20 protein-coding genes and 1 pseudogene are annotated in these 19,380 nt (G+C 63.5%); 4 read left to right on the top strand and 17 right to left on the bottom strand.

What is annotated here, in order from left to right; all coding sequences use genetic code 11:
• The 6 genes from DFR49_RS03450 to DFR49_RS03425 all read right to left on the bottom strand — a co-directional run bounded on the left by DFR49_RS03450 (window position 1) and on the right by DFR49_RS03425 (window position 4,848).
• A complete protein-coding gene (locus DFR49_RS03450) occupies window positions 1-1,113 on the bottom strand; it encodes an efflux RND transporter periplasmic adaptor subunit (protein ID WP_030093018.1) in 1,113 nt (370 codons plus the stop codon).
• 57 nt (window positions 1,114-1,170) lie between these two features.
• On the bottom strand, window positions 1,171-2,187 hold the full coding sequence (locus tag DFR49_RS03445; RefSeq protein ID WP_021246263.1) for a sensor histidine kinase: 1,017 nt from the start codon (window positions 2,185-2,187) through the stop codon (window positions 1,171-1,173).
• The gene (locus DFR49_RS03440) at window positions 2,184-2,861 is read right to left on the bottom strand and encodes a response regulator (RefSeq protein ID WP_021246264.1); all 678 of its coding nucleotides are present in this window, start codon (window positions 2,859-2,861) and stop codon (window positions 2,184-2,186) included. Before DFR49_RS03440 ends, DFR49_RS03445 begins: the two co-directional genes overlap by 4 nt.
• A 78-nt stretch (window positions 2,862-2,939) precedes the next feature.
• Window positions 2,940-3,629, bottom strand: a complete 690-nt coding sequence (locus tag DFR49_RS03435; RefSeq protein WP_030538173.1) for a cytochrome b/b6 domain-containing protein — start codon at window positions 3,627-3,629, stop codon at window positions 2,940-2,942.
• Window positions 3,630-3,701: 72 nt separating this feature from the next.
• Entirely contained in the window at window positions 3,702-4,403 is a 702-nt protein-coding gene (locus DFR49_RS03430) for a VIT1/CCC1 transporter family protein (protein ID WP_030538172.1), read from the bottom strand.
• 193 nt (window positions 4,404-4,596) lie between these two features.
• Window positions 4,597-4,848 carry a hypothetical protein gene (locus tag DFR49_RS03425; RefSeq protein WP_021246267.1) on the bottom strand — a complete coding sequence of 84 codons (252 nt, stop codon included), beginning with the start codon at window positions 4,846-4,848 and terminating at the stop codon, window positions 4,597-4,599.
• Between the two features lie 280 nt (window positions 4,849-5,128).
• On the opposite strand from DFR49_RS03425, the pseudogene DFR49_RS22500 reads away from it, so the two are divergent.
• Window positions 5,129-5,314 (top strand): annotated as a pseudogene (locus DFR49_RS22500) (DUF7079 family protein); the annotation flags it as partial.
• A 28-nt stretch (window positions 5,315-5,342) separates the two neighbouring features.
• Here DFR49_RS22500 and DFR49_RS22170 read toward each other — a convergent pair.
• Genes DFR49_RS22170 through DFR49_RS21825 form a run of 3 tightly spaced genes read right to left on the bottom strand, consistent with a single transcriptional unit; the run spans window position 5,343 to window position 7,450 of the window.
• Complete coding sequence (locus DFR49_RS22170) at window positions 5,343-6,143, bottom strand: hypothetical protein (RefSeq protein ID WP_237233734.1); 801 nt, start codon at window positions 6,141-6,143, stop codon at window positions 5,343-5,345.
• The gene (locus DFR49_RS03415) at window positions 6,115-7,197 is read right to left on the bottom strand and encodes a L,D-transpeptidase (protein ID WP_081856543.1); all 1,083 of its coding nucleotides are present in this window, start codon (window positions 7,195-7,197) and stop codon (window positions 6,115-6,117) included. Before DFR49_RS03415 ends, DFR49_RS22170 begins: the two co-directional genes overlap by 29 nt.
• 10 nt (window positions 7,198-7,207) lie before the next feature.
• Window positions 7,208-7,450, bottom strand: a complete 243-nt coding sequence (locus DFR49_RS21825; protein ID WP_162180676.1) for a hypothetical protein — start codon at window positions 7,448-7,450, stop codon at window positions 7,208-7,210.
• Between DFR49_RS21825 and DFR49_RS03410 the strand changes: the two genes are divergently transcribed.
• Both DFR49_RS03410 and DFR49_RS03405 read left to right on the top strand, forming a co-directional pair.
• The gene (locus tag DFR49_RS03410; protein ID WP_021690797.1) at window positions 7,337-8,194 is read left to right on the top strand and encodes a universal stress protein; all 858 of its coding nucleotides are present in this window, start codon (window positions 7,337-7,339) and stop codon (window positions 8,192-8,194) included. The two genes, DFR49_RS21825 and DFR49_RS03410, sit on opposite strands and share 114 nt — an antisense overlap.
• Before the next feature lie 44 nt (window positions 8,195-8,238).
• Window positions 8,239-9,741 (top strand): phospholipase D family protein, encoded by a 1,503-nt coding sequence (locus DFR49_RS03405; RefSeq protein ID WP_051743722.1) that lies wholly within the window; start codon window positions 8,239-8,241, stop codon window positions 9,739-9,741.
• Window positions 9,742-9,825: 84 nt separating this feature from the next.
• On the opposite strand, the gene DFR49_RS03400 is transcribed toward DFR49_RS03405, so the two are convergent.
• The 7 genes from DFR49_RS03400 to DFR49_RS03370 all read right to left on the bottom strand — a co-directional run bounded on the left by DFR49_RS03400 (window position 9,826) and on the right by DFR49_RS03370 (window position 17,255).
• Window positions 9,826-10,410: a hypothetical protein gene (locus DFR49_RS03400; RefSeq protein WP_021246272.1), complete on the bottom strand. Its 585-nt coding sequence runs from the start codon at window positions 10,408-10,410 to the stop codon at window positions 9,826-9,828.
• 81 nt (window positions 10,411-10,491) lie between these two features.
• Window positions 10,492-10,872 (bottom strand): DUF2147 domain-containing protein, encoded by a 381-nt coding sequence (locus DFR49_RS03395; protein WP_245968216.1) that lies wholly within the window; start codon window positions 10,870-10,872, stop codon window positions 10,492-10,494.
• A gap of 80 nt (window positions 10,873-10,952) precedes the next feature.
• Window positions 10,953-11,525, bottom strand: a complete 573-nt coding sequence (locus DFR49_RS03390) for an HdeD family acid-resistance protein (RefSeq protein ID WP_021246274.1) — start codon at window positions 11,523-11,525, stop codon at window positions 10,953-10,955.
• Between the two features lie 140 nt (window positions 11,526-11,665).
• Window positions 11,666-12,889 (bottom strand): phospholipase A, encoded by a 1,224-nt coding sequence (locus DFR49_RS03385; RefSeq protein WP_030090399.1) that lies wholly within the window; start codon window positions 12,887-12,889, stop codon window positions 11,666-11,668.
• Entirely contained in the window at window positions 12,886-14,079 is a 1,194-nt protein-coding gene (locus DFR49_RS03380; protein ID WP_030090400.1) for an acetate/propionate family kinase, read from the bottom strand. Before DFR49_RS03380 ends, DFR49_RS03385 begins: the two co-directional genes overlap by 4 nt.
• A complete protein-coding gene (locus DFR49_RS03375) occupies window positions 14,076-15,497 on the bottom strand; it encodes a bifunctional enoyl-CoA hydratase/phosphate acetyltransferase (RefSeq protein ID WP_030090401.1) in 1,422 nt (473 codons plus the stop codon). Before DFR49_RS03375 ends, DFR49_RS03380 begins: the two co-directional genes overlap by 4 nt.
• 3 nt (window positions 15,498-15,500) lie before the next feature.
• The gene (locus DFR49_RS03370; protein WP_030090402.1) at window positions 15,501-17,255 is read right to left on the bottom strand and encodes a PHA/PHB synthase family protein; all 1,755 of its coding nucleotides are present in this window, start codon (window positions 17,253-17,255) and stop codon (window positions 15,501-15,503) included.
• A gap of 515 nt (window positions 17,256-17,770) precedes the next feature.
• Between DFR49_RS03370 and lptB the strand changes: the two genes are divergently transcribed.
• Complete coding sequence (gene lptB / locus DFR49_RS03365; protein ID WP_047169120.1) at window positions 17,771-18,520, top strand: LPS export ABC transporter ATP-binding protein; 750 nt, start codon at window positions 17,771-17,773, stop codon at window positions 18,518-18,520.
• On the opposite strand, the gene DFR49_RS03360 is transcribed toward lptB, so the two are convergent.
• Window positions 18,510-19,334: a TetR/AcrR family transcriptional regulator gene (locus DFR49_RS03360; RefSeq protein ID WP_231746292.1), complete on the bottom strand. Its 825-nt coding sequence runs from the start codon at window positions 19,332-19,334 to the stop codon at window positions 18,510-18,512. The two genes, lptB and DFR49_RS03360, sit on opposite strands and share 11 nt — an antisense overlap.
• Between the last annotated feature and the right edge of the window lie 46 nt (window positions 19,335-19,380).

Here is a 19,380-nt window from a genome sequence, read left to right as displayed (position 1 = left end):
CTATTGCGCGGTGGCGAGCGCCTTGAGCGCGCTCGTACCGGAAACCACCACCTGTTCACCGGGCCTGATCCCGGAGAGCAGCACCGTGCGGCCATCACTGCCGCTGCCGCCGGTCACGGCGCGCACGGCAAAGCCGCCGCGCGCGGTCACGAACACAACCGGCTTGCCGTCGATCATGGTGACCGCCGTATCGGGCACGCTGACCGCGCCCGCCGGCGCCGGGCCGACGATGACGATGCTGGTTGCGCGCCCCGCGACAACACCGGGTCCGGCCGGAATCTCCGCCTTGAGGCCGGCCGAACGGGTCGCGGGATCGATGGCCGTTCCCACCGCGACGATCCGGCCGGTGAGGTTGGGAAGTAGCCGCACGCTCATGCCGGGGCGCACTTGCCCGATCAGCCGTTCGGGCAATTGGCCGACCACTTCATAGCGATCCGTCGCGTCGATCACATAGGGCGCGGTGGTGCCGTCCACCGGATTGCCGGTCTGGATGGAGGCGCTGGTGACGCGACCCGCGATAGGAGCCGTCAGCGTATAGGAGCCGCTGGCGCCATGACCGCCCACCATCGCCAGGATGCGCGACTTTTCCGAAACGTCGGCGCGAGCCTCGGCTGCGATGGCATTGGCTTCGTCAGCGCGCGCGCCTGCGATGATGCCTTCGCGGCTGAGCAGGGAGAGCCGCGCGGCATTGGCCTCGGCTACGCCACGCCGCGCGTTCGCGCGGCTGAGGTCCGCGCCGATCGTCAGCACGTCGCGGCTGGCGATGATCGCCAGCGGCTGGCCCCGCCGCACGCTGTCGCCCTCGACCACGAGAGTCCGCAACACGGTGCCGGGAAAGGTCGCGGCCACCGCCACCCGGGCGTTGGCGGGAGGCTCGATCATCGCGGGGATGGTGGCGAGCGCCGCATCCGCGGCTGCCGTCGCGGGCATAAGGCGGATACCCATCTGCGCGGCGCGGCGCGCATCCACCGCCAGGATCCCATCTGTCGGTTGGGCGTTGCTTGCCGGCGCGGAGTTGCCCGTCTCGACCGGTCGACTGGCGAACCACCACAGGCCTGATAGAATCAAGGCGATCGTCGCGGCGCCCGCAATGAGGGTGTATCGTCTGGACATGCGCTCGGGCTAGGGAGCGTTCCTGACCGAACCCTGACGGGATATGAGGATTGAAGATCAGGTCGCGGGAAAACGCAGCACCAGTTCACGGTCGGCCGGATCGGTCTCAAGCGTGCCGCCATGGGCCGCCATGATCCGGTCGACGATAGCGAGGCCGAGGCCGGCGCCATCCTTGCTCGCATGGTCGGCGCGGCGGTGGCGTTGCACAAGGTCGCGCAACCTTTCGAGCGCCAGCCCAGGGCCCTCGTCCCGCACGCCCAATAGCGCGTGGGGGCCGGCGAAGACCTGGATCGTGCCACCAGCCGGCGTCACGCGCGCGGCATTCTCGATCAGATTGCGCAGCGCTGCCGCAATCGCTTCGCGCCTGCCGTTCACGACCGCAGCCTGACCGCGGGTATCGAACGCGATCAGCTTGCCTTGTGCGATGATCCCCGGCGCCACGGCGCTGACGACCTCGCTCGCCACATCCGCGAGTGACACCTGTTCGGGAGCGGTCTGGGCGGCCTCCGCCGCGTCGATCTGCGCGAGCAGCATGAGTTGGTCGATCAGCCGGCGCATGGCCGCCACGTCTTCCTTGAGGCGCGCGGCGTCGTCATAGTCAAGCCGGTCGAGTTCGAGAGACAGGAGGGCGAGCGGCGTGCGCAACTCGTGCGCGACGTCGGCGGCGAACGCTTCCTGCCGCCGCGCGGCCTGATCGAGCCGCGCCAACAGATCGTTGACCGCATAGACGAAGGGTAGCGCCTCGGCGGGCATTTGCGACGCATCGATGCGGAACCCTCGTTCGTGGCCCTGTGCAGCCTCGATCCGGGCGGCGGCATCTTCCAGCGGTGCGAAGGCCTGGCGGATCACTCGGAGCACCATGATCGCGACGGGAACGAGCAGGACGACAAGCGGCAGAGCGACATGCTCAAGCATTTCCTTGATCGCGCGGATCATCGCCGCGCGTGCATCGAGATGTGTGAAGGTGACACTGTAGAAGAAGGCGACCGCCGCCAGCAGCAGAACGGTGCCCGCCACACCAATCAGGCCCAAACCGCGTTTGAGGCGCCGTGAGATGGAGCGCTGCACGGTCATGCCTTCCCGTCCTTCAGCATATAGCCGACACCCCGAACGGTATGGAGCGCGCCGGCCACGCCCGTGTCTTCGAGCTTGCGGCGCAGACGCGAAATGGCGGCTTCGACCGCATTGGGGGTCACCGGATCGTTGAAGCTGTAGAGCGCGTTCTCGATCACTTCGCGATGGACCACCGTGCCGGCTCGCCGCATCAGCAGTTCCAGAAGGTCCGCCTCGCGGCGCGAAAGGTCGATCTCGCGATCGCCAATGCTGGCAGAGCGGCTTGCCGTGTCGAAACGCAGCATGCCGACTTCGATGACGGGCTGGGTTCGAACGCCAGGCCGGCGCAGCAGGGCGCGGATGCGCGCGGCGAGCTCGTCGATCTCGAAGGGTTTGACGATATAATCGTCTGCGCCGGAATCGAGACCGGTGACGCGATCCTCCAGCGCCCCACGCGCGGTCTGGATGATGGCAGGCGGCATCTGCTGATATTTTCGGCGGCTCGCGAGCCAGTCGATCCCGTCGCCGTCGGGCAGGCCGAGGTCGAGTATGATGGCATCATAGCTCGCGCTGCCCATCGCAGCGTCGGCTTGTGCGAGATCATGGGCAACATCGCACACGAAGCCCCGGCGCTGAAGACCGTCGGCGATCAGTGCCGCCATTCGCTCATTATCTTCGACGATGAGAAGGCGCATGGGTTTAATGTAGACTTTCCACCAGGAACGAAAGGCAAGAAGGATTGAAGCTTTCTACCAGACCATCAACCGATGTTTTCAATCCCTTTCCTCGTGCGAACCGTGATGGGAATGGCGTTGCTGCGGCGCGAAGGCGGTCGGATCCACCATGACAATGGCGATGATTGCCAGAACGATCGCTGCGGCACCAAGTAGAGCCGCAAACAAGCCTGGTCCCCGAGCCTCACGCACATTCGGATAGAGGCTGTTCTTCTTGCGGCCGCTGATCATCGCGCGAACAAGGTTTTCGCCGGTGAGCAGCGACATCAACAGCACGGCGCCGACATGAAGCCCGATCAAAGCAAGCAGGCTGTAGGCGAGGGTTTCATGAAGGTCTTTGTCCATGCCGCCTGCCGCAACGCTGCTGCCGCTCCAGATGACGATTCCGGTCAATCCGATCAGCGCCACGACTGCGATCGCGCCCAGTGGATTATGACCCACGGAACGTCGAGGATGGCCAGCTAGAAGGTCGCGTGCATGGGTGGCGATTGCTGTTGGCCGAATGAAATTCACGAACCGGGCATGCTCGCCTCCGACGAAGCCCCAGATCAGACGGAACGCAAGCAAGGCAGCAGCAGACCATCCTGCGACCATATGCCACGATGCGATCGGACTATCGTCGTCGGAAGAGAGAAACGCGATCGAGATCGCTAGGACCAGCAGCCAATGGAATAGCCGTAGCGGCGTGTCCCAAACCTTGAATGTCCTTGTATATTCAGAATTTGTCATCACGTTCGCCTTTCCAGCTGGAAGGGCTACGGGTGTTCACTGACCGAATCCTGACGATGTGAGCAGCGTGGTTCAAACCACTGTTCCGAACAGCCTCCCGATGCCCGCGGTCGCAGCCAGGGCCAGCGCGCCCCAGAATGTGACCCGTAGGATTGATTTCATGGGGCGGGCGCCCCCGGCCCAGGCGCCAAGCGCGCCCAGCAGTGCGAGAAACAACAGGGTTGCCGCGACCTCGATTGCGACGAGGCTATCATGCGGAACGACGGCGACCAACAACAGGGGCATGAGGGCGCCTGTGCTGAAAGTTGCGGCGGATGTGAGCGCGGCCTGGATAGGGCGGGCGGTCACGACTTCGGAAATGCCGAGTTCGTCGCGGGCATGCGCGGCCAGCGCATCCTTTGCCATTAGTTCGTCGGCTACCTGCCGGGCCAGTTCCTCATTCAGACCGCGTTTGACATAGATGTCCGCCAGTTCCTGATGCTCGAGCACCGGTTGAACGGCGAGTTCACCTCTTTCCCGGGCGAGGTCGGCATTCTCCGTGTCCGCCTGAGAGCTGACCGAGACATATTCGCCGGCGGCCATCGACATGGCGCCTGCCACCAGCGCCGCCATCCCTGCGACCAGGATATTGGCCTTGCCCGCGCCGGAGGCTGCGACGCCGACGATGAGGCTCGCGGTCGAAACGATCCCATCATTGGCTCCCAGCACTGCCGCGCGTAGCCAGCCGATGCGTGACACCGCATGGCGTTCGGGATGGGATCTTAGTCGGCTCATGGTGTCCTTCGTAAAATGCCGTGAAAAAGTTCAACAGTCTTTCCTGACGAAACCCTGACGATGATTGGTAGCCGGCATAGCTCAGCAATCCCTACTTGAATCGGTCTACATTTGTCGCACCACGCTGAAATCGGCACTCGGTGAAGGGGCCGTCACGCTTGAATCCATAGAGATTGGAGAGACCCGGCCTAGTTCATGTGATCATGGCCTCCTGCAGGCGGCTCATGAGAGGCAGCGCCAATTCCAGATCATCCGGTTCGACGGCTGCCTCCAATATGGTTTCGACGTGCATGACGGCTATGTTCACAGCTTTGGCCTTCGCATGACCGCGGGGATCGATTTCGGAATCCGTCTTCTTGCGAAACTTCGGGGTGAAGAGACTGCAAAAATTACGTAACTCGCGATCGAATATGATCCAGCCCCCCGTTCGATACGGGTCGTCCACGTAATGCGAGTCCTGAACTAATCGCGACAGCGCGTGCGATTATGGGTGAGGATGCGGCCTATCAGGCCGCTTTGATCGCTGCGGAACGTCGCGTATGAGTGAGAGGCGCGTTAGAGGGGCTTACAAGCCGCATCAGCTTCCAGCCCAGGAAATAGCGGAACGGGAGCCGAACTGGGCAAGGATAACTTGCACTGCGTCGCTCAATAACTGCGGCAATCCCCATTCGGATAACGGAAACCGAGCGTATATTGCGAGATGAAGTGATACGGCCTTCCGCTCGAACATGATCGCCGTCGCTGGACAATGGAAGCCGTGGACCGAAAGGGAGGTCCACGAAATCGTAGCCCGATCACGGGAAAGGAATTATCTTTCCCGATTGCTGACCCACATGCTTGCCGTTTTTCGCTGGCGGATGATCGAACAAGATTGGCGGCGCCTCCTCTCGCTGCTTGCTCCGTCAAAGTGAGCGGTTTCGCGCGGGCATCGTCCCCAGTCTACCGTTTCGGCGCCTTTGGGCGCTGCGCGCGGATTTCCGCCAGCAGCACGCCAAGATATTTCTCAGCTTCGGCAGCTTCGCTTTCGGGATAGGCGGCCGTCATGCGTCCGCTCCAATAGCCATAGTCGACTGTCGTCAGGCTGGAACGCCATGGTTTGCCGTCGCGATAGCCGGTGAAAGTTCCGCGATAGGCCTTGAGGCGGCGATTGGTTGGGATCGTCGCCGGTCCTTCCGACACGATGGTCGGCGCGGCAAAATGGGACATCGTAGCCTGACGCATGATCATATAGTGGTCGCGTGGCGACATCTGGTCGATATGGACCACCGCCATCCGCACCACGATGCGATCGTCGCCGGTGCCGAGTGGCCGGTCGTAGCCGATGGCGATATACTCGCCGCCCGGATCGAATGCCCGTTCCCTGAGGCGGGTAAAGCCCTCGAATTCCTCCGGGAAGCGCAGGCCGCTGGCCACGTGGACAAGAGTTGTGCCGTCCGGCGCCAACTCAAATCCGTCGGGTACCGCGATTGCCGTGGCGTCGGCCGAAGGCGGCGCAGCGGGCGCGGTTTCAGCCAGTGACGGAGCCGCCGAGGACAGCCCCAGCAGGATGGCGGCGGCAAGGGAAACTGGAACGCGCAATGATCGGGACATCGAAGTCAAATCCTCTGGTGAGTATGTCGTAATTAGGCCGGTCTTCGCAATTATGGCAGGGGGCTGTTTGGAATCAGGCGGTAAGACGCTGCGATGGACGCGAAGTCGGGATTGCGCAACGTCATCGTTCGTTTGTATCCGCTTGGGCATCCTCGCCCGTGAGCACGGTCAGGGATGTGCCTGTACTCCCGCTTTCGAGGGTATCGGCCGTGACGATCAGCGTGCTTCCCGGTTTGAGCACCGACAGCAGGCCCCGTCTGAAGTCCTCGGGAAGGATTAGCCGCTCCCGGTCCTGCCGCGAGACTTCCCCCGTCTGTGCACCGCCAAATACAGGGAGGAACATCCAATGCGTCCCGTGTTCGTCGATGGAGGCGAGGTTGAAGGCCTGAAGGCCGGAGATCTTGCCGCGGATGGCGACAGGCGCCGAACCGATTTCGATGCCGTTTCGCAACACCACGGCGCGCTGGTCCGCCGCGCTGACGATTATGGAGATCGGCCCTGTGAGTGCTTTCTCTGGCTGCCAGACCGTCAAAAAGGCATTCCCGAACGACGAGCGCCGGGCCGTATCCTGCAGGATACGGGGAGCTGGGGCAAAGCGCGGAATCTCGCTTGCCTGCGTGATGATGACCGTCAGGCCAAGCTGCGTGACATCATAGAGGTGCTCGGCGAACGTCAGGGGAAACCGGATGCATCCGTGCGAGGCGGGATAGCCCGGAAGATTGCCGGCGTGCATGGCAATCCCGTCCCAGGTGAGGCGCTGCATGTAGGGCATCGGCGCGTCATTGTAGAGGTTCGATCTGTGCGCGACTTTCTTTTGGAGGATGGTGAAAACCCCGGTCGGCGTTTCGTGGCCGGCTGCGCCGGTGGAAACGGTCGAGATGCCGATCAGGACGCCGTTGCGATAGACATAGGCCCGCTGCCTGGCGAGGCTGACGATGATGACCACCGGACCATCGGGAGCCGCTTCGGGCGCCCACAGGAACTCTCCTGGCCGTAACGCTTCCACGCTCGCCGCGATCGATCCTGGATCAAGCGCCATAGCGCGGATCGGAGCGGCGGTCAGGCAGAGCGCGGCAGTCATGGTGCCGGCAAGAAGCGTTCGGCGCGAGAAGCGTGTCGATGGTGCGTGGGATGCGCCGGCCGTTGCCACGGCAGTGAGCGTCGGGGTTCGCAATATGATGTCTGGTGTTGTGATTTTATCCATCCTCTTCTGATCAGGCCATAATATCGGTCTGCTTCGCGACGGCCAGCGAATCCTTGCCGAAGAACATTTCTGTCCGTCCTGCAAATACACGGCGACACGTTCCTTGGTTGGCGGACCACTGCTGATATGTTGCGTCGATATGACCCCGCGAACGATTCTGTTTCCAACCGATTTTAGCGGTCGCTGCGACCGAGCCCGCGACCGCGCGATACAGCTGGCGAGCGAGTGGCGCGCACATCTGGTTCTTCTCCACGTTCAGAGGGATCCCGATCCCGCAGACATGCTCGACGGACTGCAGGCCGCCGAGAGTCGCCTTCATGCCCGCTTGCGGGCGGAGGTGGCGGACCCGGATATTCCGGTCGAGACACGCCTCGCCACCGGCGCCGTCTCGCAGGCGGTGCTGGAAGCGTCAACCGCATGCGGGGCGGATCTCATCGTGACCGGCATCTCGCGCCATGACGATATCGGGGATTTCCTGATCGGCACGACCGTGGAGCGCATGATACGCCATGCTCATGCGCCGGTGCTTATCGTGAAGGAAAAGACCCAGCACCACTATCGCCGGGTCTTGGTCGCAACCGATTTCTCCGGCTGCTCGGCCCAGGCGCTTCGCACGGCCATGGCCGCATTCCCCGCTGCCGAGATCACTCTCGTTCACGCCTATCACGTGCCGCTGGAGGCACTTCGGGGCCGGGAAGGGCCGGCAGCTGCGCTGCAGGCCAGGATAGCCTATGATCTGGATGCCTTTCTGGACAGGACCGATCTGCCCGCCGACGCACGCGACAGGCTGGATATCAATGTCGACTATGGCGAGGTTTGCGAGGTTGTCCGCAACCATGTGAAGCTGAGCGAAACCGACCTGGCCGTGATCGGAACGCACGGTCGATCGGCCCTGACGGTGGCGGTGCTCGGCAGCACGGCGCGGGCGCTGCTCAGCCGTCTCGATTGCGATGTCCTGCTCGTGCGCCAGCAGCCGCAGGCGGATGCTGCCGTCTGATCCGGATCGTCATCCTTGCCTGCCTGGGCTTCGTCGCGGCGTCGATGCTCGCGACTTGGGTCTACGGCCTGTTCGCCAGTCGCGCGCAGGGGGAGCCTTCCTACGCACTGTCGATCGAACGCGGCCGGACGCCGCTCGATCAGCGTATCGGCGCCACGACGGATGCGCACCCCGGTGAGAGCGGCCTGCTTTTGCTGGACGAGAATCTCGACGCCTTCGCGGCACGTGGATTGTCGGCGCGCAAGGTCGAGCGCTCGCTCGATCTGATGTATTACATCTGGCACGACGATCTGACCGGCCGCCTTCTTCTGGCCGAGGCCCTGTCCGCGGCCGATCGCGGCGTCAGGGTGCGGATCCTGATCGACGACATCGGCACCAGCCATACATCTGATGCGATGATCGCCATGGCGCATCATCCGCATATCGAGATCCGTATCTTCAACCCGACCCGGGCGCGGCAGGGCGGCTTGCGGCGCGGCATCGAAATGATGCTGCGCGCCTTCAGCGTGACCCGGCGCATGCACAACAAGGCCTGGATCGCTGATGGCCGCGTTGCCATCCTTGGCGGGCGCAATATCGGCGACGCCTATTTCGATGCCGCGACGCAAACCAATTTCCGCGACATGGACGTGCTGGTGATGGGGCCAGCCGTCGCCCAGACGGAGAAGATCTTCGACGATTACTGGAACAGCGGCCTGGCGTTGCCGGTCGATAGGCTTTCGCCCTTGAAAGATCCTGGCGCGGCGCTGACGCGGATCGCCGCCGAATTGAGCAACGCTGCCAATGAGGCTGCCGCGCGCCCCTATCTGGAGCGCATCGCCAAACGGCTCTCGCTTCTCGATCCCGAGACCACGCGGCCCGACTGGACTCGCGCCGCCCGCGTGATCGCCGATCCGCCGCGCAAGGTGCTGGGCAAGGAGGGCAAGAACTGGCTGATGCACGACCTGCTGCCGGTCTTCGATGCGGCGCGGGAAAGGCTTGAAATCACTTCGCCCTATTTCATCCCCGGCGAGGAAGGCACGGCGGCGCTCGCCGCGATTGCGGCAAAGGGGGTTTCGGTCTCGGTCCTGACCAATTCTCTTGCGGCAACCGATGTCGCCGCGGTCCATGGCGGTTATGCGCGCTACCGTGTTCCGCTGCTCGAGGCAGGGATCAAGCTCTGGGAATTGCGCCCCGAGCATCAGGAGCGGGACTTTTCCCTGCGAGGATCGAGCCGGGCAAGCCTGCACACCAAGGCTTTCACTGCCGACGGGCATATGGGGTTCATCGGCTCGATGAACCTGGATCCTCGTTCGGCTTCCCTCAACACGGAAATGGGCGTCCTCTTCGAGTCCGAGGCCCTGGCCCGGAAGATGGCTGCCATCTGGCAGCGCGATACCGCGCCCTCCCGCAGCTATGAGGTCTGTCTGACGTCGGATGGCGACGTGGCATGGGCCGGGAGCCGGAACGGCGTGCCCGTCCGATACGACCGGGAACCGGAAGCCTCGTTCTGGCGCAGACTAACCGCACAGGCCATTGGCCTTCTGCCGCTGGAATCGCAGCTTTGACCCAAGCAGGCTTTCGGCGCCGTCTTCAATTTTGCGTGTTGCCGACGAATGGACCGTCTGCGACGGGGACCTGTTTCCTTGAGATCATGCGCTTGAGCGCGGATCGTTGTCGGAGCGCAGAAATCTGCTCCAGTCGATCTGGGCGAGCGCAGCAAGCAGGATGATCATGCCGATCTGCATCGCGATGCCCCACGGACTGGTGAGGCGCTCGGTAAAGACGTCACCCAGGCTCGATTTGCGGATCACGCCTGCTGTCGCGGCATAGATCGAATAGGAGACGAGACGCCCGACGAAAAACGCTGCTGTGAACTTCCCCAGCCTGATACCCGCAAGGCCGGCCGCTTCGAACAGTTGCGCCGAGGGAAGCGGAGAGAGCGCGAACAACGCGAGCCCGAAAATCGCGCTTTTCGGTCGGTCCTCGACGACTTTTTTCGCTGCTTCGAGGTTGCGCTTTTGTTTCGCGGGCAAATAGTCCTTGAGAAATCGAAAGCCCCAGGCAAGCAGCAAACGTCCAAGAGCGGCCGCGAGCGCGCCAATGAACACGATCAAGGCGACAGGCAGATCGGTCGTCAGGCCATAGAGAACGATGATCGACCATGTCGGGGGACCGAACGCGGGCAACAGGTTGATACCAAGGACGATCAGGAAGAGAATCAGGCACGCGGTCATTTCGCCTTCGGCGTTATCGCATTTGCGCAGGGTCAGCGAGCCGGATGGGAGAGGTGTCTTTCAGCCTGTCAATCCATGCGTCTACTTCTCGACGCGCGTCCAGATCTGCGACCGGCACCCGATGCGCCCGACGAGGCAGCCGTTCGCCTCGAGCCTGTTGCTGTCGAGTACCGTGACGCGCCCGGTGAAGGTCCGGCCGATATCGGGCACGAAAACGCGGCCGCGCCACACGCCGGGCTGCTCCTGCTCGAAATCACGAAACAGCTGTGCGCCCACCAGAGGATCCGGGCTGCCCTTGCGCGCATCGGCTTTCGCCTTGTCGTTAGCCCAGACGACGACACCGCACATCCTGTCGTCGCACGGTTGCGCGCGGATATGCACACTGTTTGCAGGGTTGCGCCAGATAGTCCCGGAAATGCTCGATGCCGGAGCATTTCCGACCGTTGCCGCCAGGATGAGCAAGACCGAAAGCGGTTTGTATCCTCCGATCATCCTGGCGTTTCCTTTGTTGTTCGGGGCAGGGCACCCTTGCCGCACTAAGTCTATAGCTTACCGATGCGGCGCAGACCCATGGCGAGGATGATGAGGAAGGTTCCTCGCAGCAGGAAGCTCAGGCCGACCGCCAATGCCAGGAAGGCAAGTCCGGTCGCGGGATCGCTGAACAGGAGGAGACCGCCCAGAACAGTGTCGAGAACGCCGAGTAGCAGGCGCCAGCCCCGGTCATGCGCAGACTGGAATGCGCCGACGATTTCGAAAACGCCGATGATGAGCAACCAGGCGCCGATCAGCGCGACGAGCGTCAAGGCCCCGGCGAAGGGATTGAAGAAAGTGATGGCGGCCGCGACGAGGCTCAGCACGCCGAGGAGGATCTCGATCCAGCGTGCGCGCCGGGAGAGCGAGGACAACCCGGCCGCGATAGCCAGTATTCCGTATATGAGGAGCGCCACGGCAAGGAAAACACCTGTCGCGAAGCCCGTCGCGATTGGGTTGAGGAGCGCAAAAACGCCGATCAGGATCACGAGCAGCCCATAAGCCAGGACCCAGCCCCAACTGGTCTCCAATGCCGGGTCGGCCATACCATAGGGGCTGGAATAGCGCCTCGATTGTGACGGCATGTGAAGGGCTCCTTCTTGGTGACTCGGAACTTTTGCTGTGAGCGTGTCGACTATTGCCAGAGTGCAACCTCAAGTCGAGCAGGAAGCGCTGATGTCGCAGGAGGCGTCGCTCAAGTGCGTGATGTGCATGAAGGCGGGTTTCAACGCACCAGTGCCACGCCCAGACGAAAACGGGTCGTATGGCGATCATAGTCGAGCAGATTCTCGCCATAGCCGATGAAGCTCTGGCCGAAGAGATAGAAGTCGGGTCCCCCGCCCAATAGCCGCGAGAGCGGATAGGAAAAATCGGCGGCGAGTGCGCCTTTGCCGCTGGAGACGCTGAACCGCGTGGATGTCGTAAGGCGTAGGCCGTCATCTTTCCCGACTTCCAGGAAGAGCGAGCTATTGCCTCTGTAGCGGCGGATATCGGGATTGTCGGATTTGTCGCCGACAAGGAGGGAGAAGCGCGGAGCTACCGACAGGCGATAGCCGCCGCCGAGCGGGAAGGCGGCCATCGGCGCCACATAGAGCGTGTTGAGGCTGCGGGAATCGAGACCGGAGCGACCGTTGGATTCATGGCGAAAGCCGCCCTGTGCGCTCAGCGAGATGCCGCGTGTCAACGTAGCTGAAGGGGTCAGGTAGAAGAGTTCCGGCTGATAGTCGATGTTACGAAACGGCGAGGAATCCGCGCCAAGATCCCAGAACATGCGCTGGGTATAGGCAAAATGCAGTCCGTCGCGCCAGGAAAGTGGCAAGCCCTGGGCGCGTCTCGTTCCGAAAATCTGATATTTGAAGCTGATCTGGATGCGTGCGGCGCTGTCGGTGCCCGGACCATAGACAGCATAGATCGGTTCATAGGCCGACAGGTTGGCGAAAAAGGCGTTGCCCGCCGACCGGTCCGAGGGAGGCGGCACAGCCTTGTTTTCCAACCCCGGCGCGTTGGGAGGCCCGGATTGCGCGGAGGTGTTCGTGGCTATTTGCGCCCCTCGGTCCGCGGGCCGCAATGCCAGCGTGATCTGCCGCGTGCCCCATGCGGGAACGGAGATCGCGGCGCCTTCCAGCGACAGATTGGTCCTCCGCGCAAGCCGGTAGGTCGCGCGCGTGAAACCGCCAGGTGGAATGATCGGGTTTGGAGGCGTCGTCGCCATGCGCTCCAGCCAGGCGGTGCGAGAGACGCCGCTCTGCTCCACCTGCGCTTCGATGCGGTCCGGAAGGGCCATGCCCTGCGGATCGCCGCTGTCATTGAGCAGGCGCAGATCGACTAGGACAGCGCCGGTTTCGTCCTCCTGCCCGGCATCGCTGATCAGGATTTCGACGGGCGATGCGGCATGAGCCGCGGCAGGGACGGCAAGCGCGATGGTGGCAAGGCTTATCGCGCGCCTCATGATGGATTCTCCCCCAGCACGTGCAAGGTGTGGAGCGCGATCATCCGTTCCTCGTCGGTGGGAATGACGCGCACCGCGACATGGCTGCCGGGCGTGCTGACAAGCGGGGCGCCGGCAGCGTTCGCCTGTTCGTCGAGTTCCACGCCCAGCCATGCGAGGCGTGCGCAGATACGCTGGCGCATCGCGGCGTCGTTCTCTCCGATCCCGGCGGTGAAGACGATGCCGTCCAGCCCGCCCATCGACGAGGCGAGCGCGGCCGTCTCGCGCGCGGCGCGCCAGGCGAACAGCGCCATGGCTTCTTCCGCTTCCGGCGCATCGCTGGCCGCGAGCGCCCGCATGTCGCTCGACAGGCCGGACACGCCGAGCAGGCCGGACTGCCGGTAAAGCATGTCCTCCACATCGGCCGCGCTCATGCCCATGCGGAGCTGAAAGTGCAGGATCACGCCGGGATCGATAGTGCCGCAGCGCGTGCCCATCACCAGGCCGTCGAGCGCAGTGAAGCCCATGGTCGTATCGACGCTCCTGCAGTCCCGCATGGCGCAGAGGCTGGCCCCGTTGCCCAGGTGCGCCGCGACCACGCGGCCCGCGGCCAGCGCCGGGTCGATCTCCGCGAGACGCATTGCGACATATTCATAGGACAGGCCGTGAAAGCCGTAGCGGCGGATGCCCTGATCGTGGAACTTGCGCGGGATGGCCAGGCGCGAGGCGACGTCCGGCTTGTCGTGGTGGAAGGCCGTATCGAAGCAGGCGACCTGCGGCAGGTCGGGTTTCAGCTTCGCGATCGCGCGGATCGCCGCGAGGTTGTGCGGCTGATGCAGCGGGGCGAGGGGGCACAGCGTTTCCAGCCTGTCCAGCAGGTCGGCATCGACCAGGCGGGGCGTGACGAAGTCCAGGCCGCCATGCACCACGCGATGGCCGATGGCGATCACGTCCCGCCCTTCCAGCGGATGGTCTCCTGCCCAGGCGAAGAGGTCCATAAGCAGGTCGGCATGGCTGAGCGCGGCGCCGTCCGGCCAGTCCCGCTCGATGAGCGTTTCCCCCGTCGCGGAGCGGGCCCGCAGGCTGGGCGCGATGCCGATCTTCTCGATCTTGCCGCCTGCCGAGAGCGTCAGCCCGTCCCGGCCATCGAGCGTGAACAGCGAGAACTTGATGCTGGACGAACCGGAGTTGATGGCGACGACGGCTTTCATGCGCTCGCCGCTCCCGGCAGGCCGGGCGCGGCCTTGGTGGCGGCGCGCGCCATCAGCACCGCGACCGCGCAGGAGGCGAGGCGGGTGCGCAGGCTGTCGGCCCGGCTGGTGAGGATGATCGGCACGCGCGCGCCCATCACGATGCCCGCCGCGTCCGCGCCGCCCAGGAACGTCAACTGCTTGGCCAGCATATTGCCCGCTTCCAGGTTGGGCACGACGAGGATTTCGGCCTTGCCCGCCACCAGCGAGACGATGCCTTTCTCCTTGGCGGCGGCTTCGCTGATCGCGTTGTCGAAAGCCAGGGGCCCGTCCAGAATGCCGCCCGTGATCTGCCCGCGATCCGCCATCTTGCACAGGGCGGCAGCGTCCAGCGTGGATTGCATCGCGGGATTGACCGTCTCCACGGCGGAAAGGATCGCCACTTTCGGCTTCTCGATGCCGATGACATGGGCAAGGTCGATGGCGTTGCGGATGATGTCCGCCTTTTCATCGAGCGTCGGGGCGATGTTGATCGCGGCATCCGTGATGATGAGCGGCGTCGGATGGCCCGGCACGTCCATGATATAGGCATGGCTGATCCGCCGTTCGGTCCGCAGGCCCGTGGCGGAGCGCACGATGGCGCCCATCAGTTCGTCGGTATGGAGCGAGCCTTTCATCAACAGCTTCGCTTCGCCGCCGCGCACCAGGTCCACGGCCTTTGCCGCCGCTTCGTGGCTATGGGCGGCGGATACGATGCGGAAAGGCGAAATGTCCTTGCCGGCGTCTTCGGCCGCCTTGCGGATCTTCGCTTCCGGCCCGACCAGGATCGGCATGATGAGATTGGCTTCGGCGGCTTCAATCGCGGCCAGCATGGCGGCCGCGCTGCAGGGATGAGCCACCGCCGTCGGTTCCGGCACGCCATTGGCGGTCATCTCGATCAGCTTGCGGTAGCCGTCATGGTCGCGCAGGCTGACCTCCGGCAGCGCCGCACGGGGGCGGCGGACCTTCTCGGCCGGCGCCTTGACTTCGGCCTGGCCGCTGATGACTTCCTCGCCGTCCTGGTTGACGCAGCGGCAATCGAACAGGATATCATGGTGCGCGCGTTTTTCCGCCACCGTCACCGACGCCGTGATCGTGTCGCCAAGGCCTACCGGCCGCGTGAACTGCAGCGACTGGCTGAGATAGATCGCGCCGGGGCCGGGCAGTTCGGTGCCCAGCACGGCGGAGATGAGACCGCCGCCCCATAGTCCGTGCGCGATGACGCGGCGGAACATGTCGGTCGCGGCATAGTCGGCGTCCATATGCGCCGGGTTCACGTCGCCGGACACGAGCGCGAAAAGCTGGATGTCCTCTTCGGTCAGCGTGCGCGAGATACTGGCGGTATCGCCCACTTTTATCTCGTCGAAGGTGCGGTTCTCGATCATGGTTCCGTCAGTCATTGCTCAATGCTCCAGCACATAATGGCCGGGAGCATCGGCGATCGCCGCATAGCCCTTGTCCGCTGCGCCCATGGGCGGCGGCGCACCAGGTTCTCCCGAACGCGCGGCCAGCCATTCTCCCCACGCCGTCCACCATGAGCCTTGCTTTTGCTCGGCGCGGCTTGCCCATTCTTCGGGATCGTAGGAGGTGCCGTCGACCTCGCGGGTCAACACGCGGTAGCGGCGGCCCTTGTGGCCCGGTTCCGAAACGATGCCGGCATTGTGCCCGCCGCTGGTCAGGACGAAAGTGATCTCGGCCCCGGTCAGCAGGTGGATCTTGTGGACGGAATGCCACGGCGCGACATGATCGCGCTCGGTTCCGACCACGAACAGCGGTTTGCGGATGGAGGCAAGGTTGATGGTTCGCCCATCCACCCGGTATTTTCCTTCGGCCAGGTCGTCGTCGAGGAACAGGCGGCGCAGATACTGGCTGTGCATGGCATAGGGCATCCGTGTGCCGTCGGCGTTCCAGGCCATGAGGTCGTTCATCGGTTCGCGCTCGCCCATCAGGTAGGTGGCGAGCACACGCGACCAGACCAGGTCGTTGGAACGCAAGACCTGGAAGGCGCCGCCCATCTGGCTGCTGTCCAGATAGCCCCGGCTCCACATCATGTTCTCCAGCAGGTTGAGCTGGCCTTCGTCGATAAACAGGCCCAATTCCCCCGGCTCGCTGAATTCCGTCTGTGCGGCCAGCAGTGTGACGCTGGCGAGCCTGTCATCTCCGTCGCGCGCCATGGCCGCGGCCGCGATGGAAAGCAGCGTGCCGCCAAGGCAATAGCCCATGGCATGGATGCCCGTCGCGCCGGTGATCGCCGTCACCGCATCGAGCGCCGCCATCGGTCCGAGGTGCCGGTAGGCGTCCATGTCGAGGTCACGGTCGGCACTGCCGGGATTGTGCCACGAAATCATGAACACGGTGAAGCCTTGCGCCGTCAGCCAGCGGACCAGCGAGTTCTCGGGCGACAGGTCGAGAATATAGTATTTCATGATCCACGCGGGCACGATCAGGATTGGCTCGGGCCGCACGGTGTCCGTGGTCGGTTCATACTGGATCAGTTCGATCAGCTTGTTGCGGTAGACGACCTTGCCTTTGGCAGTGGCGACGTTTTCGCCCACGCGAAAGGCTTCGGCGCCGACCGGCGGCAGGCCGCGCGCCATGTGCTGCATGTCCTCGACCAGGTGCCGGAAGCCGTCGACCAGGCATTGGCCACCTGTTTCCGCGATCTTGTGTTGGAGAACGGGATTGGTGGCGAGAAAGTTGGTCGGCGCGAGCATGTCCAGCATCTGCCGTGCGGCGAATTCCACCATGTCTTCATGATGTTTCGAGACACCGCCAATGCCTGTCGTCGCGGCGTGCCACCATTGCTGGTTGAGCAGGAAGGCCTGAGCGACGAGATTGAAAGGTAATTCTTTCCAGGCGGGATCGGCGAAGCGCCGGTCCTGCGGCAATGGTTCGATGGCCGGTTCGGCCTCGCTGTCTTCCATGCGGCGCTGCAGATAGTCGAAAAGCCGGGCATGCTTGCGGATGGCCTTGGCGCCAAGCTGCATTTGTTTGCCCGGCGACGTGGCGAGATGAATCCCCCAATCGGCCATGGCAAGCAGGAGCGTGGCCGGCGAAAGGCCGAAAGTCGTCTGCGCGATGGCCGCCGATGCCGTGCGGTCGAGCGTTTCGCTGATTCCGTCCAGCGGATCGTCGGAAGGCGGAGGGGACGTGGCCATGACTATATACTCCGAGTTCCGCTGGAAGGTGCCTCGTCTCTCCGACAGGATTCCACAGCAGATGTTTGGGCCGCCCCTCCCGGTTCTTCTTATGCCGAACGGTACTGCATAGGTAAGATAGAATGCAAGCCGCACGGAGCTTGGTTGCGACCGGACGGCTGTCTGACGGCCAGTCGCAACCGCGGGCGCGGGGATATTCGGCCATGGCCTGCTGGAGAAAAAGGAGCCTCAATCATTGAGCGTAAAGCCACTAGGTATAGTTCACGATGGCGATGCATTGCCTGGAGATACAGTGTACGGCGGTCGTCATCCCGGGCAATTTTGCGGGAAATTGAAGGAGAATGGATGATCCGCGAGATCGCCATGATGGCAGCGGTTGCGCTGGTGCTGGCCGGCCGGGATGGAGACGCGTACTGACCCGGCTTTTGAGGGACCTTGGCGGAAATCTCGGGCATGATGCCCAACTCGTATCGCCGGCCGCGCGTTCGGAGAGCGAGCCGCTTGCGCCCGCGTCAATCGGACCGGTCGCAGTCGAGCGCGCGCCGACGGTTCTTTCGATCGCCGGGATCGAGAAGTCCTTTGGCAAGCGGAAGGTGCTTGACGATGTCGCGCTCGAAGTGCGGGCAGGCGAAATCGTGGGGCTTCTGGGGCCAAACGGGGCCGGCAAGACGCTCTGCTTCTATGCGATTGCCGGCCTGATGAGCGTGGATGCCGGCAGGATCGAGATTGGCGGTCAGGATGTCACCGCGCTTCCCATGGATCGAAGAGCGAAGCTGGGCCTCGGCTATCTTCCCCAGGAAGGATCGATCTTCCGCGGCATGACGGCTGCGGAGAATATCGCGGCCGTGCTCGAACTGCATATCGCCGATCGCGATGTAGCTGCCGCGCGGCTCGATGAACTTCTTGCCGAGTTCAATATCGCCCACATTCGCGACGTTCCCGCACAGCGGTTGTCCGGCGGGGAACGCAGGCGCTGCGAGATCGCCAGGGCCATGGCGGCAGCGCCCTCGGTCATCCTGCTCGATGAACCGTTCGCGGGCATCGATCCCATGTCGATCGCCGACGTCAAGGCGATGGTGCGAAAGCTCAAGCGAGAAGGCGTGGCGATCCTTCTGACCGACCACAATGTGCATGAGATGCTCGAACTGGTCGAGCGGGCCTATATCATCGATCAGGGCAGGATGCTGTTCGAGGGCGGCCCAGAAGCGGTACTCGACAACCCCGAAGTCCGGCATCGCTATCTTGGCGAGGGCTTCAGGATGTGAGGCGGTTACCGCGCCCTTCGTTCAGGAACGGAATGGCCTTTGCCATGAGGTCGAGCGCTCGCTCGATATAGGCAGCCTTTGTCCGGGTGGTGTTGTGCAGATCATGGCGCTGCAGGATGCGCTGGCGCGGCACGGTGACCAGCGCGTCGAAGAGAAAAGCAGCGAGGAACGGAAGATCGCCTGCTTCCTCGCTGTTCGGTTCGCTCGCCTCGGCAAGGATCGTCTGCATCAGATCGATGCCGAACTGGGTGCCGATCGCGGGCTGTGCCCGCATCATGCCCGGATTGTGGTTTGCCAGCCAGATGATGAGCGCTTCGATGCCCACGACATCGCCTTGAAGCGACAGGTCGAGCATCCTGCGAGCGATATAGGCGATTTTTTTGCGGGTGCTTCCTCGAGGGACCGATGCCGCGATCGGATCGAGATAGCGGGCAAGGCCGTGTTCCATGGCGGCGACGAGCAGGGCGAGCTTTGAGCCGAAGCGGGAATAGAGCGTTCGCTTCGATGTCTGTGCGGCGGCGGCGATAGCTTCCATACTCGTACCCTCGACGCCGCCGGCGATGAATTGGGCAAGCGCCGTCTCGAGGATATGATGTCCAAGCCGGGCTGCGACCTCCTGTGGCGGCCTTCCTCCCCTGGGATCGCGGGCAGGCAGACGCGAGCCGGTTCCCGATGCGGCGCCGTCATCTTTCATGAATCGCTCGCGGCCCATCGCTGCTTCATTCCAGCTTTCGCGCTTGATCGGCAAGTGATACCGGGCAATATCAAAACCACTAAGTGTAGATACTAATAGTCCGGAGAGGTGCTTGCCCATAGGCGTACCGCCTGTTTGAACCAGAATGGAACCGGACTAGATGGCT

Origin of the sequence: Hephaestia caeni, from assembly GCF_003550065.1 — a bacterium.
Lineage (GTDB): Bacteria > Pseudomonadota > Alphaproteobacteria > Sphingomonadales > Sphingomonadaceae > Sphingomonas > Sphingomonas caeni_A.
Note: the sequence above shows the minus strand (reverse complement) of the source record. Positions and strands in the feature narration are given on the sequence as shown.